The sequence below is a fragment of the Actinomycetospora lutea genome (genome assembly GCF_028737205.1).
Lineage (GTDB): Bacteria > Actinomycetota > Actinomycetes > Mycobacteriales > Pseudonocardiaceae > Actinomycetospora > Actinomycetospora lutea.
The window spans coordinates 84,378-99,372 of the sequence record NZ_JAQZAL010000022.1; the positions used below are offsets into that span (position 1 = coordinate 84,378).

Consider the following 14,995-nt stretch of genomic DNA (forward strand, 5'->3'; position numbering starts at 1 on the left):
GCCTCTTTCTCACATCCTGGGACTACGATGTCGTCCTGTGGGACAGGGTAGCGGTATCGGCGTGCTCGACAAGGCGGTGGTCGTGCTGCGGGCGGCCGCGGCCACGCCGTGCGCGCTGGGCGAGCTCTGCGAGCGCACCGGGCTGCCGCGCGCGACCGCGCACCGGTTGGCGGTCGGGCTCGAGACGCACCGGCTCCTGGCGCGCGACGCCGACGGCCGCTGGCGCCCGGGGCCCGCGCTGGGAGAGCTCGCGCACGGGCACGGCGACCCGTTGCTGGCGGCGGCCGACGAGGTGCTCCCCGAGCTCCGCGACCTGACCGGCGAGAGCATCCAGCTCTACCGCCGCGACGGGGACGCCCGGGTCTGCGTGGCCGCGGCGGAGCCCTCGAGCGGGCTGCGCGACACGGTGCCCGTCGGGGTGCGGGTGTCGATGGCCGCCGGGTCCGGGGCCAAGGTGCTGGCGGCGTGGTCCCGCGGACCCGCCGCGGCGTTCTCCGAGGCGGTGCTCGAGGAGGTCCGCCGGCGGGGCTGGGCCCAGAGCGTCGCCGAGCGCGAGGCCGGCGTGGCCAGCGTCTCGGCCCCCGTGCGGGACGCCGACGGCACGGTCGTGGCCGCGGTGTCGGTGTCGGGCCCCGTCGACCGGATCGGACGGCGGCCCGGGGCGCGCTGGGCGGACGCCCTGCTCACCGCCGCGCGCCGCCTGGAGGGTCGGCTCGCCGAGGTGGGGTGAGTCCTCAGCCCTTGCCGCGGAACACCGTCGGCCACGGGTGCGCCGAGCCCGGCCGGCGCCAGTGCCACACGATCATCGGGACCGCGGACATCACCATCAGCAGCAGCCCGTGCCCGACGGGTCCGATGGCGGCGAGGCCGACGCCCAGCAGGACGCCGACCACGAGGGCCGTGATCGACCACCAGTAGGTGCGCCGATCGTCCTTGGGACGGGCGAGGCGGGCCAGCGCGGGATCGCTGCCCTCGATCTCGCGCTCGATGTCGGCCAGGATGCGCTGCTCACGTTCGTCGAGCACCAGGAGACTCCCTCGGCGTCGTGCTGTCGACGACGCCGAGCACCGAGGAGGGTCGCGGGCCGCTGTCGCCGGATCACAGAGCGAATTCCCCCCGACGAGCAGGCGAAACGCCGGGGACAGGCACGTCACGACGAAGCGGCGGCACGCGGCGGCGACCGGGACACGGGGCGTCGTGTACGCCGGGGTGCCGACCGTCCCCGCTCGTCCCGGGACCCCGACCGCCAACCGACGGCCCGGCGCCTGCGGCGACCGGACGGGCGACGGCGGCCGCGACCGCGCGCCCATGCCGTACAGTTCGCTTCATCCGTTCGAGTGAGACCTACGACACGGCGTCGGCGGGACTCGGGAGAGGTGGCGTCCGTGAACATCGGAGCACAACGGCGGGTCCTGCAGGTCGAGCCGATCGTCGACCCCGTCCCCGACCGTGACTTCCCCGAGCGGCCGGCGGAGGTGCGCCCCCTGCTCCCCCGGCCGACGCCGCGCTCCGGGGCGGTGCCGGTCCCGCGGCGCCCGCGACCGGCGAGCGACGCCGGGTCCTGACACCCGCGCCCGACACCCCTCCCCGCCGCCGTGACCGAGGCCCCCGACGCCGCGATCCCGGTGGTCGGCTTCCGGCTGTGGCTCCTGGGCGGCGCTCGGACCGCGCCCGACCTCCGCTCGCCCGCGGTCGCGGCCACCTGGGCGCCCCGCACGGCGATGGTGGCGGCCTGCCCGCGCGGCTGCGCCCGGCCGCCGGGGTGGGACTGCGGGTGCGGGCTCTACGCGACCTCGGTGCTCGACCGCCTCCTGGTGCCCGCGGTCGGTGACGGCGTGCTCCTCGGCTGCGTCGCCCTGTGGGGGCGCGTCGTCGAGGCGGACCAGGGGTGGCGCGCCGAGTACGCCTACCCGCTCGCGCTGCTCGTCCCGCGGCGCCGGCCGCTGGACCGGGCGCTCGAGCAGTACCTCTCCCCCGGCCTGGCCCGGATGCGGCGCGCGCGGTGGCTCGCGCGCGGCGGACGCGCCGAGCCGCCCGACGAGGGGACCCTGGCCGCGCTCGGCGAGCGCTACGGGGTCCCCGTGCACGTCGTCGCCGGTCTCCTGCCGCGCATCCCCGACGACGACCTCGCGCACCGCGCCGCCGCGCTGCGCGACGAGGCCGCGAGGGGTCTGCCCCACCGCCGTCTCGGCGACGGCCACGCCCGGCACCGCTTCACCCGGGCGATCGAGGAGCTCGTCGCCGCGTTCGAGGGGTGGTCGGACCCGGAGCCGCCGCCGCTCAGCGCCTGAGCGAGCCGGTCCCCGGCGCCTCCCGGCCCGCCTCGACCCGTGGGATCGGGACCGAGGGGTGGGTGGGGAGCCGGTCCGCGGGCGAGCCGGCGGCCTGCCGAGGGCGCGGCGTCCGCGGCGCCGGGACCGCGGGCACGGCGGCCGGGGTGACGGCCGGGGTGACGGCCGGGGTGACGGCCGGGGTGACGGCCGGCATCGACCCGGTCCAGCCGAACTGCTCGCTGTGCACCGTCGCCGGGGGCACGCCCAGCGCCTCGAGCGCGGCGAGGGCCCCGGACAGCAGCGACGGCGGCCCGCACACGTAGTACTCGAGCCGCCCGCGGGCCCGCGGGAGGATCTCGGTGAGGAGGTCGGCGTCGATGCGCCGGCCCGCGGTGCGCAGGACCTCGAGGTCGAGCCGGCGCGCCAGGACCTCGAGCTCGGGGCCGAAGAGCGGCTGCTCGGCCCGCTCGGCGAGCACGAGGCGGTGCCGGCGGCGGTCGCCGCGCTCGGCGAGCGTGCGCAGCATGCTCATCATCGGCGTGATGCCGACGCCGCCCGCGATGAGCACCAGGCCGTCCACACGCTCGGGGGTGTCGGGCGTGAAGCTGCCGTGCGGGCCGTCGAGCCAGACCTTGGTGCCCGGCCCCATCGTCGCCAGCGCGCGGGTGAAGTCGCCGGTGGCGCGCACGGTGAGCTCGAGGCGGTCGGTCAGTTCGGCGCTGGAGGCGATCGTGAACGGGTGCTCCTGCACGCCGACGGCGCGCCGGTGCCGGCGCAGCCACACGAACTGGCCGGGCGCGAATCCCGGCAGCCCCCGACGCCGGAACACCGGGGTCAGCGCGAGGGTCGCGACCTCCGGGCCCTCGTGCCGCACGCCGTACACGACGTACGCGCCGCGCGACGAGAACAGCGGCTGCCACACCCACCGGCGGGCGAGGACGACGATCAGCAGCAGGGCGAGCGCGGAGACCACGACGCGCATCACCGGGTCGGCGAGCAGGTCGCCCATCCAGACCACGTGCAGCCCGGCGAGCAGGAGCGCGAGCCCGGCCGCGGCCACGTGCAGGCGCGCCCACCACTCGTACCGCGTCCCGCGGCGGCGCCCCCAGGCCGCGGCCCCCGAGAGCACGATCATCCCGGCGAACGCGGCGTACCCGAGCTGGATGCCGAGCGGGGCGGCGAGGGGGTCGATCAGCGTCGGGCTGCGGACGACGGCGAGCACCGTGTGCGCGGCGGCGAGCCCCAGGGCGGCGACGCCGAGCGCCCGGTGGCCGCCCATGACCCGGTCGATCCCGAGGGACGTGGTGAGCGCCCGGATGCGGGAGGCGCCGACGGTCGTGAGCACCATCGCGACCACGGCGACCAGCCCCGACACGACGAGGCCGAGCCCCATCAGGGCGTCGGCCTCGAGGCCCTCCCGGCCCAGGTACACCGCCGGCGGCCCCACCAGCAGGAGGACGAAGACCGACGACCACAGCGTCCGCTTCGCGCGCTTCGACACGCCGGAGACGCTAGGGGAGGTCCGGCGGCCGATCGTCGGCCCCTGAGAGTGACGGATCCACGCGCGAGACGGGCGGCCGTCTGCGCACGATGAGCGCCGGTCGGACGCCGCGAAACTAGTCCGAGCGGGCGATCCGACCGGGCCGGATGCCGCCCCGACTCTCAGGGCCCGGCGCCGGGTAGTCCCCGGAGCGTGACCTCCCTGCTGACCGGACTCCTGCGCGGCACCGCCGCCGGCGCCGCGGGCACCACCGCGCTGAACGTCGCGACCCAGACCGACATGGCCCTGCGGGCCCGGCCCGCGAGCGACACCCCGGTCGAGACCGTCTCGGCGCTCGCCGACCGGGCCGACGTGGCGATCCCCGGCCGGCGCCGCGAGCGCCGTCACCGGCTCGAGGGCCTCGGCGGCCTCGCCGGGTCCGCGACGGGGGTCGCGGTCGGCGGCGTGGCCGGCGTCCTGCGCAGCGCGGGCGTGCGCCTCCCGGCCGTCCTCGGCGTCCCCGTGCTGGGCGCGGCCGCCATGCTCGCGTCGGACCTGCCCACCGCCCGGCTGGGGCTCACCGACCCCCGACAGTGGGGCTCGCTGGACTGGGCCGCCGACGTCGTCCCGCACCTCGCCTACGGCGCCGCCACCCACGCCACGCTCACCGCGACCTTCCGCGCCGACGACCGCGAGCGCGCCGAGCACCCGGAGCGCTCCCCCCGCACGGCGACGACGGGCACGCTCGCCCGCGCCGCCGCCCTCGGCGCGGCCACCGGCTCCCGCAGCACGTTCGGCGCCGCCGCGCTCGCCTGGCGCGCCCGTTCCGGCGACCGCGGACCGAGCAGCCTGCTCGCGGGCCGGTTCGGGCGGGGCGCCGCGACCCTCGGCGCCCTCGGCGAGGCCGCCGGCGACAAGCACCCGGCGGTGCCGCCGCGCACGGCCGCGCCCGGTCTCGCCCCGCGCCTCGGCCTCGCCGCCGTCGGGGCGGACACCGCCGCCCGGCGTGACGGGTACGAGGGCGGGCCGGGCGTCGTCGTGGCGACCGCCGCCGCGGCCGGCGCGGCGTTCGGCGGGCAGTACCTGCGCGCCCGCGCCCAGGAGCGCTTCGGCGCCGACCTCCCCGGGGCGTTCGCCGAGGACGCCGTCGCGGCGCTGCTCGCCTGGTGGGGGGCGGGGCGCCGCTCAGCGGGGTGACGCCGCCACGGTGACCTTCTCGTGCACCCCGCCGGACAGGAAACCGGCCAGGGCGCGGCCCTCCTCGGCCACCGCGGCGCGGTCGGCCCGGGTGAAGCGCGTCCGCGGGGTGACCTCGACCGTGCCCTCCCGCGTCGTCCACGTCCCCGCGACCCGGCCGTCGACGAGCACCACGCGCTCGCCGGCGACCGAGAGCCCGCGGTCGGCGTCGTCGATGATCCGGCTGCGGTCGTCGTAGCCGAGGACCGCGTTGTCGAACGCGGGCAGGAAGCGCACCGGGGCCGGGGTGTCGGGGTCGGGGCGGGGCGCGTCGGGCAGGTCGAGCAGCTCGCGGCCGCGCTCGTCGCGGAAGCCCACCAGCCGGTCGCGCACCGCGGCCACCGCCGCCGGCAGCCCGGCGAGGCCCGACCAGGCGCGCAGGTCGGCCAAGGCCGCCGGTCCGTACGCGGCGAGGTAGCGCAGCACCAGCGCCTCCCCCACCGGATCGGTGCCGTCGGGCGCGGGCGGGTCGACGGGGCGCCCGAGCCACGACGCGACGAGCAGGCACGCCGCCGGCCCGGCCTCGCCCCACAGCCCGCGCGGCGGCACCTGCACCACCGGCACGACCGTGCCGAGGGCCTCGCCGAGCACCCGCGGCGCCACCCCCGGCCAGCGCTGCGTGAGCGCGCGCCCGGCGTCGGGCAGCGTGCGCGCCTCCTCGGCGAGGAGCCGGCCGCCGATCTCCGCGAGCTCGTCGAGGTCCACGTCGGCGAGCTCCCGGCGGTACACGCCGAGCATCCGCTGGCGCAGCATCGCGTCGTGCCGCGAGCGCCACGCGAGCGCGTCGGCGGCCGTCACGAGGTGGACCGTGCGGCGCATGAGGTGGGTGCGCACCACGCGGCGCGCGACGAGGTGGCCCGACAGCTCGGCGGGGTCGAACCCGGCGAGCCGTGACCACAGCCCGGTGTAGGGCTCCTGCGGCTCCTGGGCCTGCAGGCCACCGAGGTGCGCGACGGCGTCCAGCGCCGGGAGCGGCGCGCGCTCGAGGAGGTGCTGGCGGGCCAGCGTCGCCCGGTTGAGGGCGCGCCGGTCGAGGACGGTCACGTCCGGCAGCCTGGCACGCGGGAGACGGAGCGCAGCGGAGCTCGACCCATCGGAGGACGCTCACCGTCCCTGCTCGCGCAACCGCCGATCGAGGCGCGGGTACACCCGGCGGGAATTGTGCTCGTAGACCTTCTCCCGCTCGTCGGGCTTCAGCGCCGACGCCTCGACGTAGCGGCGGGTGTCGTCGAAGGCGTGCCCGGTGCGCGGGTCGGTCCCCCGCACCGCGCCGACCATCTCCGAGCCGAAGAGGATGTTCTCGGGCTCGACGACGTCCACGAGCAGGTCGATCCCGGGCTGGTGGTAGACGCAGGTGTCGAAGACGACGTTGCCCATCAGCGCGTCCTCGACCGCGGGCCGGTCGAGCATGTCGGCGAGCCCGCGGAAGCGTCCCCAGTGGTAGGGCACCGCGCCGCCGCCGTGCGGGATCACGAGCCGCAGCTCCGGGAGGTCGCGGAACAGGTCGGCCTGCAGCAGCTGCATGAACGCCGTGGTGTCGGCGTTGAGGTAGTGCGAGCCGGTGGCGTGGAAGTTCGGGTTGGTCACCGCGGACACGTGCACCATCGCAGGCACCTCGAGCTCGACCATGGCCTCGTAGAACGGGTACCAGTGCCGGTCGGTCAGCGGCGGCGCGGTCCAGTGCCCGCCCGAGGGGTCGGGGTTGAGGTTGACGCCGACGAAGCCCAGCTCCTCGACGCAGCGGCGCAGCTCGGCGACCGACCGCTCGATCGGCACCCCGGGCGACTGGGGCAGCTGCCCGACGCCGGCGAAGTGCTGCGGGAAGAGGTCGACGACGCGGGCGACGAGGTCGTTGCACGCCCGCGCCCACGCCGCGCTCACGGCCTCGTCGCCGCGGTGGTGGCCCATCGCCGACGCGCGCGGCGAGAAGATCGTCAGGTCGATGCCGCGCTCGGCCATGAGCCGCAGCTGGCTGTCCTGCACCGACGCGCGGATCTCGTCGTCGGTGACGGCGGGGTAGGCCGGGGCGCCGCCGCCGGCGTCGAACGCGGCGGTCTGCGCCTCGCGCCACGCCGTGTGCGCGGCCGGCGCGGTCGTGTAGTGGCCGTGGCAGTCGATGATCATTTCTCGTCTCCGTCCCGCAGCGCGGCGAGCAGGTCGTGGGCGGCGGTGGCCGTGCGGGGCTCGACGCCGAGCTCGCGCAGCTGCTCGGCCGCGGCGGCCATCTCGTCGGCGCGCCGCCGGGCGTGGCGGTGGGTGCCGTCGACGAGCCGGTCGATCGCGTGCTCGTCGAACCCGGCGAGCTCGGCGGAGACGTCGGCGGCGAGCCAGTCGGCGCAGCCCGCGGCCTCGGCCCCGGCGAGCGCCTCGACGACGGCCGCCGCGAGCCCCTTGTAGAAGACGCTGCGCAGGAGCTTGCGGGAGATCGCCGCGCCGGCCGGCCCGGGCAGCACGGTGACCGCCGCCCCGAGCGCGCCCATCACCTCGGCGTAGCGCTCCGCCCCGTCGCCGGAGACCAGCATCGGCGTGCGCAGGCCCTTGCCCGGCACCGGCGACATGAGGGCGACGTCGACGACGGGCACGTCGGTCGCGGCCACCAGCGCCTGCTTGGTGCCGGGCGACGCGGTGTTGAGGTCGGCCCAGAGCGTGCCGGGGCGCAGGCCGGGACGGGCGTTGGTCAGGGCCGCCACCGCGTCGTGCGAGCTGTTGGCCGACAGCACCAGCTCGGCGTCGCGCACCGCGTCGGCCTCGTCGACGCGGTGCTCGACCCCGTCGACCCCGGGCACGGCCGGGTCGTGGCCGCGCACGTCGGCGCCGGCGGCGACGAGGTCGCGGGCGATCGCGGCCCCGGCCTCACCGAGCCCGAGCAGGGCGATCCTCACGACGCCGCCCGCGGGAACGCGACGCCGTCGGCGAGCTTGCGGGCCGTGCGCACGACCCCCGAGCGCAGCACGCGCGGCGGATCCGCCGACGCGTCGACCGCGACGTCGACGAGGAAGTGACCGGTCGGGTGCTCGACGTCGATCCGGGTCGTGCCGTCCGGCCACCCCTCGGCGATCTCGTGGCCGACCGCGCCCGGCAGCAGCATCCCGGTGACGACGCTGACCGCGGCCAGCACACCGACGGCCGTGTGCGGGCGGACCGGGATGAACGAGCGGGTGGCGACGTGGCCGCCGTCGCCGGGCGCGGCGAGCAGCACGGTCTTCGGCACCGAGGAGTCGGCGACGTCCCCGAGGCCCATCAGCGCGCCGGCCGTGGTCCGCAGGGCGTCGATCCGCGCGCCGAGTGCGGCGTCGGCGGCCAGCTCCTCGTGGGTCTCGTGCCCGGTCAGGCCCACCGAGGACGCGAGGACCAGCACCACGGGCATCCCGTTGTCGACGCAGGTGACCTCCGTGTTCCCGAACGGGCCGTCGACGGTGTCGCGCACGCGCCCGGTCGGCAGCAGCGCGCCGGTCGCCGACCCCTCGGTGTCGGCGAACGCGAGCGTGATCGGCGCCGCCGTGCCCGGGACGCCCGCGATCGCCACGTCGCCGCGGTAGGTCACCCGCCCGCCCGGGGTGGCCACGGTGGCGACGGCGACGCTGTCGGAGTTGACCATGCGGATGCGGACGTCGGTGGTGCCGTCGGCGGCAGCGACCAGGCCGCGCTCGAGGGCGAACGGCCCGACGCCGGCGAGGATGTTGCCGCAGTTCTGCCGGGCGGAGACGGTGGCCTCCTCCACGCCGAGCTGGAGGAAGAGGTAGTCGACGTCGGCGTCGGGGTGCTCCGAGGGGCTGATCACCGCGACCTTGCTCGTCAGGGACGTCGCCCCGCCGAGCCCGTCGATCTGGCGCGGGTCGGGCGTGCCCATCAGGCGCAGCAGCAGGTCGTCGCGGGCGTCCGGGTCGGCCGGCAGGTCCGCGGCGCAGAAGTAGAGCCCGCGGGAGGTGCCACCGCGCAGGATCGTGACGGGGACGCCGTCCTCGCTCATCCGCGCTCCTGGGCGTGCGGCACGTACTCGACGCCGAACTCCTTCAACCGGTCGCGCAGCCCGTAGCGGTCGAGCCCGAGCTCGCCGGCCCGGAACGCCTCGCGGCTCGCCGCCTCCTTCTCGAGGCGGACCTGCGCCGCGGTCAGCGCCCGCGCCACGTCGTCGCGCGGCACGACCATGACGCCGTCGTCGTCGCCGAGCACCACGTCGCCGGGGTGCACGATCTGGTTGCCGAGGGTCACCGGGACGTTCACCGCGCCGGCCGTGGCCTTCACCGAGCCCTGCGCCGAGACCGCCCGCGACCAGGCGGGGAAGCCCATCTCGCGCAGGTCGGCGACGTCGCGCAGGCCGCAGGCGAGCACCACCCCGCGCACCCCGCGCTGCGCCAGCGACGTCGCCAGCAGCTCACCGAACAGGCCGTCGGTGGACGGGGACGCGGTCGCCACGACGAGCACGTCGCCGGGCCGGCACTGCTCCACCGCGACGTGGATCATCAGGTTGTCGCCCGGCCAGCACAGGGCCGTGACCGCGGTGCCCCCGGTGCGCGCGCCGGCCCACGCGGGCCGGAACTCGGGCCCGAGGTAGCCCGTGCGCCCGAGCGCCTCGTGGACCGTCGCGACCCCGTACCCGCCCAGCGCCGCCGCGTCGTCGACGTCGGCGCGCGGCGGGTCGGTCACCACCACCGTCCTCATGCCTGCCTCCTCGCTCGGTCTGCCCCGAGCATCGGAGGTGTCGCCAAGATTGTCAACAATCTGGGCGACATACCTCAGGCGCCGGACGGGCCCCCGACCGACGGCAGCGTCTCGATGACGCTCGCGAGGTGCGCGCGCATGGCGGCCTCGGCGCGGCCGGGGTCGCGCGCGCAGATGGCCTCGACGATCTCGAGGTGCTGGGGCAGCGACACCGATGCCCGCCCCGGCAGCAGGGCCAGGCGGAACTGGTGGCGCACGTTCTGGCCGCGCAGGCGGTCGAGCACCCCGGCGGCGACGCTCTGCCCGGCGACGGCGCGCACGGTCGCGTGCAGCCGGCGGTTGAGCTCGGAGTAGCCGAAGACGTCGCCGCGCTCCACCGCGTCGCGCATGTCGGCGGCGATCGCCCGCAACGTGGCGAGGTCGTCGTCGGTGGCACGCTCGGCCGCCTTGGCCGCGCACAGGCCCTCGACCACCATGCGCACCTCGGAGATCTCGATCGCCTCGGCGAGCGAGACCGCCCGCACCCGCGCCCCGCGGTTCTGCACCCGCTCGACGAGCCCCTCGGCCGCGAGCTGCACCAGCGCGGTGCGCACGGCCGCCCGGCTGGCGCCGAACTGCACCGACAGGTCGGCCTCGACCAGCCGCTGGTTGGGCACGAACTCGCCCTCGTGGATCGCGCGGCGGACGAGGTCGACCACGTCGCCCGCCCCACCGACGGACTCGGCCACGGTGCTCACAGGGGCGACCTTAGCACCAAGAACGCAAACAGAATTGTTGACAATCCTTGCGCCGATCCTGGTGACCGTGGAAGCTCACCTCCCGACGGACCGGCACCGACGACGGGAGGACACCGTGTCACCAGCCCCCACCGCCGGGTGGCTGACCTGGGACCCGGCGCCCTCGTCGCCGACGCTCGCGCTGCCCCCCGGCGCGGTCGACGCGCACTGCCACGTCTTCGGGCCCGCCGAGCGCTTCCCCTTCGCCCCGGAGCGCAAGTACACCCCGACCGACGCCGGCCGCGAGCAGCTCGCCGCGCTGCGCGACCACCTCGGCCTCGCGCGTCAGGTGATCGTGCAGGCCACCTGCCACGGCAGCGACAACCGCGCGCTCGTCGACGCGCTGGACGCCGCCGACGGGCGCGCCCGCGGGGTCGCCACCGTGCGCGGCGACGTCACCGACCGCGAGCTGGCCGACCTCGACCGCGTCGGCGTCCGCGGCGTGCGCTTCAACTTCGTCAAGCGCCTCGTCGACGCCGTGCCGACCGACGAGCTCGCGGCGGTGACCGAGCGGATCGCCCCGCTGGGCTGGCACGTCGTCGTCTACTTCGAGGCCGCCGACCTGCCCGACCTCGAGGACTTCTTCGGGCGCCTGCCGGTGCCCGTGGTGGTCGACCACATGGGCCGCCCGGACGTCACCCGCGACCCCGCGGGACCGGAGTTCGACCGGTTCCTGCGCTTCGTCGAGCGCCACGACCTGTGGGTCAAGGTCAGCTGCCCGGAGCGCCTGAGCGTCACCGGGCCCCCCGCGGTCGACGGCGAGCAGCACGCCTACGCCGACGTAGTGCCCTTCGCCCGCCGCGTCGTCGCCGAGGTCGGCGACCGCGTGCTGTGGGGCACCGACTGGCCGCACCCGAACCTCACCGACCACATGCCCGACGACGGGCTGCTCGTCGACCACGTCCGCCACGTCGCGCCCACCCCCGAGGACCGGCAGCGGCTCCTCGTCGACAACCCCATGCGCCTGTACTGGCCCGAGGAGACGCAGGCGGCCCAGAAAGGCAGGACACCGTGACCGCAGCCACGGCACCGAACGCCCAGCAACGCCTCGACCGGCTGCCCATCGGGCGGTTCCACATCGTCACGCTCGTCGCGGTGTCGTTCGCGTACTTCTTCGAGTTCGCCGACATCAACACCTTCGCCGTCACCGCGCCACGCCTGCTCAAGCTGTGGGGCGTGACGGTCGACCAGGTCGCCTACGTGACGTCGACGTCCTTCGTCGGCATGTTCCTCGGGTCGATCGGCGCCGGCGCGCTCGCCGACCGTGTCGGGCGCAAGCCCGCCCTCACCGCCACCGTCGTCTTCTTCGGCGTCTTCTCGCTGGTCTCGGTGTTCTCGTGGGACGTGGTGTCGCTCGGCGTCTTCCGCTTCCTCACCTCGGCCGGGCTCTCGGCCATGACGGTGGTCGCGGTCATCTACGTCAGCGAGCTCTTCCCGGCCGCCCGCCGCGGGAAGTACCAGGCGTACGCGATCGCGATCGGCATCTGCGGCACGCCCGCGACCAGCCTCATCGCGAGCTTCGTCGTGCCGCTCTCGGACTGGTCGTGGCGGCTGGTCTACCTGTGGGGCGCGCTCGGCCTGTTCTTCCTCTTCTTCCTCGGCCGGCTCAAGGAGTCGCCGCGCTGGCTGGAGAGCCGCGGCGACCACGCCCGCGCCGAGGCCGTCCTGCGCGAGATCGAGGACTCGGTCGCCGCCGAGAAGGGCCCGCTGCCCGAGCCGGCACCCGCGGTGGTCGCCGCCGCCCCGGTCGAGGCGGGCACCCCGTGGTGGCGCGTGCTGCTGCGGCGCCGCGTCCTGCTGCCGACCCTGCTGCTCTGCGTCCTGTGGGTCACGCAGACCATCGGCTTCTTCGGCTACTCGAGCTGGGCGCCGACCCTGCTCGCCAAGCAGGGCTTCAGCGTCGAGAACTCGATCTTCTACGTCGCCCTGACCACGATCGGCGCCCCGCTGGGCTGCCTGCTCGCCGCCGCGGTGACCGACCGCTTCGAGCGCAAGTGGTGCCTGGCCGTCTTCGGCGCCGTGATCGGGCTCTGCGGCCTGCTCTACGGGCTGACCTTCGACCCGATGCTGATCGTCGTCTTCGGGTTCCTCGTCAACCTCGTCGAGCGCGGCTACACCGCGCTGGCCTACGCCTACTCCCCCGAGCTGTTCGACACGCGCACGCGCTCGCTCGGCACCGGCATCTCCTACGGCGTCGGGCGCCTGTCCAACGCCGCCGGCCCGCTGATCATCGCGGCGCTGTACAACGGCAGCGGCTACCAGGCGGTGTTCGTGTTCATCGCCGCGATGTGGGTCGTCGGCGCGATCGTCGTGGCCCTGTTCGGCCCGCGCACCAAGCTGCGCAGGCCGGCCGCCGCGGCGACGGCGTCGGTCGGCGCCTGACCCCCCGCCGGCGAAGGGCGCCCTCGGCCCGTCGAGGCGACCGAAGGGGCCCTTCGCTCAGCACCACCAGGATGGCGGTGACGATCGCGAGCACCGCCCACCCGCCGGCGCGAGGCCGTCGGCACGCCCGACCCGTGTGTCGTCGGGCCGGCCGGGAACCGCGCTCACTCCGCCCGGGCGAGCTCCCGCGTCTCGACGCGCACGGTCTCCTCGACGTAGACGAGGCCGTCGGCGACGGTCACGGCGTGGGTGCGCACGGGCTTCTTCGCCGGCGGGCCGCTCGGCTGCCCGGTGCGCAGGTCGAAGCACGCGGCGTGCAGCGGGCACTCGACCGCACACCCCTCGAGCCACCCGTCGGACAACGACGCGTCCTGGTGCGTGCAGGTGTCGTCGATCGCATAGAGCTCGCCGTCGGCGTTGAACACCGCGATGGCCACCGAGCCCTGCACCCGCACCGACTCCCCGACGGGGATGTCGGACAGTTCGCCCACGTAGATCATTCCGGCTCCTGTTGCGCTATACGCATCGAGTCCTGTCATCCGCAACACGAGCGTGAGGCTTCGGAGGTTCGTCGTCAAGGACTCCGGGCGACGATCCGAGGTTTTACCTTGCGGCAACAGTCGGGAGACTGATACGTCTCTGATATGTCAGAAGCGTAGGGTTGGCCCGCTGCCGGAGTGCCACACTGCCCGGCGGGATCGAGCCAGCCACCGCCGCCGGCCCGGGGAGTGATCACATGGCCGAGCACGCGCAGCCGCGACGACGCGGCGGCGTGCCACCGGCGATCGAGGGCGAGCACACGATGCGCCGGGCGACCGCCGCGGCGGCCATCGGCAACGTCGCCGAGTGGTACGACTTCGGGATCTACTCGTACCTGGCGGGTGCGGTCCTGACCAGGGTGTTCTTCCCCGACGCGGGCCCGTGGGCGGCCGTGTACGCGCTCGGCGCCTTCGCGGCGGCGTTCCTGGTGCGCCCCCTCGGCGGCCTGTTCTTCGGCCCGCTGGGCGACCGCATCGGGCGCACGAAGGTGCTCTCGGTGACCGTGGTGCTGATGGCCGTGGCCACCGTGCTGCTCGGCCTCATCCCGGGCCACGGCGCGATCGGCGCGGCCGCCCCGACCCTCGTGCTCGTCATGCGCATGTTGCAGGGCTTCTCGGCGGGCGGGGAGTACACCGGCGCGCTCACGATGATCGCCGAGTACGCCCCGGACCGCCGACGTGGGTTCTTCGGCAGCTGGCTCGAGTTCGGCACCCTCACCGGCTACACGCTCGGTGCGGGGATCAGCGCCGCACTGATCGCCGTGCTCCCCGACGAGGACCTGCTCACCTGGGGTTGGCGCCTGCCGTTCATGCTCGCCCTGCCGCTGGGCGTCGTGGGCATCTACCTGCGGCTGCGCCTCGAGGACACGCCTGCGTTCCGCCAGCTCATGGCGCGCTCGCCCGCCCTGGCGACGATGCCGCTGCGCCGCGCCCTGCAGATCCTGTGGGTCCGCTACCGGCGCGCGCTCGCCGTCGCCGGCGGCCTGGTCGTCGCCTGGAACATCACCAACTACGTCCTGACCAACTACATCCCGGTCTACCTGACGAGCACGCTCGGCGAGCACGGCGAGGCGGGCACGGAGAAGGCGACGTCGACGGCACTGCAGGTGGTGGTCATGGTGGCGATGCTGCTGGTGGTCACCTCGCTGGGACGGCTCTCCGACCGCATCGGGCGCCGCCCGGTGCTGCTCGCGGGCAGCCTCGCGCTGGTCGTCGGCGGGCTGCCGGCGGTGTGGCTGCTGCGCCAGGGCCTGCTCGGACAGCTCGGCGGACTCGCCCTCATCGGCGCGTGCCTGGTCTGCTTCGCGGCGGTCGCCCCGTCCACGCTGCCCGCCCTGTTCCCCACGCTCGTGCGCTACGGCGGGCTCGCGCTGACGTTCAACGTGGCGGTCTCGCTGTTCGCGGGCACGGCGCCGACCGTCATCGCCGCGGCGACGACGGCCACCGGGAACCTCGACTGGCCCGGCTACTACCTCGTCGCCGCGGGCGTCATCGGCGTGGTCAGCGTCGTGTTCCTGACCGAGTCCGCGGGGCGTCCGCTGCCCGGCGCCGCGCCGCTGTCCTCCAGCGCCGACCTGCCGCCCCCGACGCTCTCGCCCGACGGGGTCCCGCTCGAGCAGCCGCGGGACCCGCGGGACTGAGGGACGC

Annotated in this window: 16 protein-coding genes; 7 read left to right on the top strand and 9 right to left on the bottom strand. The window is 75.8% G+C overall.

Annotated features, from left to right (window positions below):
- Window positions 1-37 precede the first annotated feature (37 nt).
- Window positions 38-730 carry an IclR family transcriptional regulator gene (locus PHK61_RS22595; RefSeq protein WP_274283262.1) on the top strand — a complete coding sequence of 231 codons (693 nt, stop codon included), beginning with the start codon at window positions 38-40 and terminating at the stop codon, window positions 728-730.
- 4 nt (window positions 731-734) lie between these two features.
- Here PHK61_RS22595 and PHK61_RS22600 read toward each other — a convergent pair whose 3' ends face one another.
- Window positions 735-1,025 (bottom strand): DUF3040 domain-containing protein, encoded by a 291-nt coding sequence (locus PHK61_RS22600; RefSeq protein WP_274283263.1) that lies wholly within the window; start codon window positions 1,023-1,025, stop codon window positions 735-737.
- A gap of 360 nt (window positions 1,026-1,385) precedes the next feature.
- Between PHK61_RS22600 and PHK61_RS22605 the strand changes: the two genes are divergently transcribed.
- Together PHK61_RS22605 and PHK61_RS22610 are read left to right on the top strand one after the other, a co-directional pair.
- Window positions 1,386-1,565, top strand: coding sequence for a hypothetical protein (locus tag PHK61_RS22605; RefSeq protein WP_274283264.1), 180 nt, complete (start codon window positions 1,386-1,388; stop codon window positions 1,563-1,565).
- Between the two features lie 30 nt (window positions 1,566-1,595).
- Window positions 1,596-2,291: a hypothetical protein gene (locus PHK61_RS22610; protein WP_274283265.1), complete on the top strand. Its 696-nt coding sequence runs from the start codon at window positions 1,596-1,598 to the stop codon at window positions 2,289-2,291.
- Here the strand turns inward: PHK61_RS22610 and PHK61_RS22615 are convergent.
- Window positions 2,281-3,774, bottom strand: coding sequence for a ferredoxin reductase family protein (locus tag PHK61_RS22615; protein ID WP_274283266.1), 1,494 nt, complete (start codon window positions 3,772-3,774; stop codon window positions 2,281-2,283). The two genes, PHK61_RS22610 and PHK61_RS22615, sit on opposite strands and share 11 nt — an antisense overlap.
- A 192-nt stretch (window positions 3,775-3,966) precedes the next feature.
- On the opposite strand from PHK61_RS22615, the gene PHK61_RS22620 reads away from it, so the two are divergent.
- Window positions 3,967-4,950: a hypothetical protein gene (locus tag PHK61_RS22620; RefSeq protein WP_274283267.1), complete on the top strand. Its 984-nt coding sequence runs from the start codon at window positions 3,967-3,969 to the stop codon at window positions 4,948-4,950.
- Here the strand turns inward: PHK61_RS22620 and PHK61_RS22625 are convergent.
- From PHK61_RS22625 to PHK61_RS22650, 6 genes are all read right to left on the bottom strand, one after another.
- Window positions 4,939-6,033 carry a winged helix DNA-binding domain-containing protein gene (locus PHK61_RS22625; protein WP_274283268.1) on the bottom strand — a complete coding sequence of 365 codons (1,095 nt, stop codon included), beginning with the start codon at window positions 6,031-6,033 and terminating at the stop codon, window positions 4,939-4,941. The two genes, PHK61_RS22620 and PHK61_RS22625, sit on opposite strands and share 12 nt — an antisense overlap.
- Window positions 6,034-6,093: 60 nt before the next feature.
- Entirely contained in the window at window positions 6,094-7,113 is a 1,020-nt protein-coding gene (locus tag PHK61_RS22630; RefSeq protein ID WP_274283269.1) for an amidohydrolase family protein, read from the bottom strand.
- A complete protein-coding gene (locus tag PHK61_RS22635) occupies window positions 7,110-7,871 on the bottom strand; it encodes an NAD(P)-dependent oxidoreductase (protein WP_274283270.1) in 762 nt (253 codons plus the stop codon). The genes PHK61_RS22630 and PHK61_RS22635 overlap by 4 nt, the downstream gene beginning before the upstream one ends.
- Window positions 7,868-8,959: a 4-oxalomesaconate tautomerase gene (locus PHK61_RS22640; protein WP_274283271.1), complete on the bottom strand. Its 1,092-nt coding sequence runs from the start codon at window positions 8,957-8,959 to the stop codon at window positions 7,868-7,870. The genes PHK61_RS22635 and PHK61_RS22640 overlap by 4 nt, the downstream gene beginning before the upstream one ends.
- Window positions 8,956-9,651 (bottom strand): 4-carboxy-4-hydroxy-2-oxoadipate aldolase/oxaloacetate decarboxylase, encoded by a 696-nt coding sequence (locus PHK61_RS22645; protein WP_274283272.1) that lies wholly within the window; start codon window positions 9,649-9,651, stop codon window positions 8,956-8,958. The genes PHK61_RS22640 and PHK61_RS22645 overlap by 4 nt, the downstream gene beginning before the upstream one ends.
- A gap of 74 nt (window positions 9,652-9,725) precedes the next feature.
- Entirely contained in the window at window positions 9,726-10,388 is a 663-nt protein-coding gene (locus tag PHK61_RS22650) for a GntR family transcriptional regulator (protein WP_274283273.1), read from the bottom strand.
- A 115-nt stretch (window positions 10,389-10,503) separates the two neighbouring features.
- On the opposite strand from PHK61_RS22650, the gene PHK61_RS22655 reads away from it, so the two are divergent.
- Together PHK61_RS22655 and PHK61_RS22660 are read left to right on the top strand one after the other, a co-directional pair.
- Entirely contained in the window at window positions 10,504-11,442 is a 939-nt protein-coding gene (locus PHK61_RS22655; protein WP_274283274.1) for an amidohydrolase family protein, read from the top strand.
- Window positions 11,439-12,809: an MFS transporter gene (locus PHK61_RS22660; protein ID WP_274283275.1), complete on the top strand. Its 1,371-nt coding sequence runs from the start codon at window positions 11,439-11,441 to the stop codon at window positions 12,807-12,809. Before PHK61_RS22655 ends, PHK61_RS22660 begins: the two co-directional genes overlap by 4 nt.
- A 164-nt stretch (window positions 12,810-12,973) precedes the next feature.
- Here PHK61_RS22660 and PHK61_RS22665 read toward each other — a convergent pair whose 3' ends face one another.
- Window positions 12,974-13,309 carry a bifunctional 3-phenylpropionate/cinnamic acid dioxygenase ferredoxin subunit gene (locus PHK61_RS22665; protein ID WP_274283276.1) on the bottom strand — a complete coding sequence of 112 codons (336 nt, stop codon included), beginning with the start codon at window positions 13,307-13,309 and terminating at the stop codon, window positions 12,974-12,976.
- Between the two features lie 302 nt (window positions 13,310-13,611).
- On the opposite strand from PHK61_RS22665, the gene PHK61_RS22670 reads away from it, so the two are divergent.
- Window positions 13,612-14,988 carry an MFS transporter gene (locus tag PHK61_RS22670; RefSeq protein WP_420791433.1) on the top strand — a complete coding sequence of 459 codons (1,377 nt, stop codon included), beginning with the start codon at window positions 13,612-13,614 and terminating at the stop codon, window positions 14,986-14,988.
- Window positions 14,989-14,995: the final 7 nt, after the last annotated feature.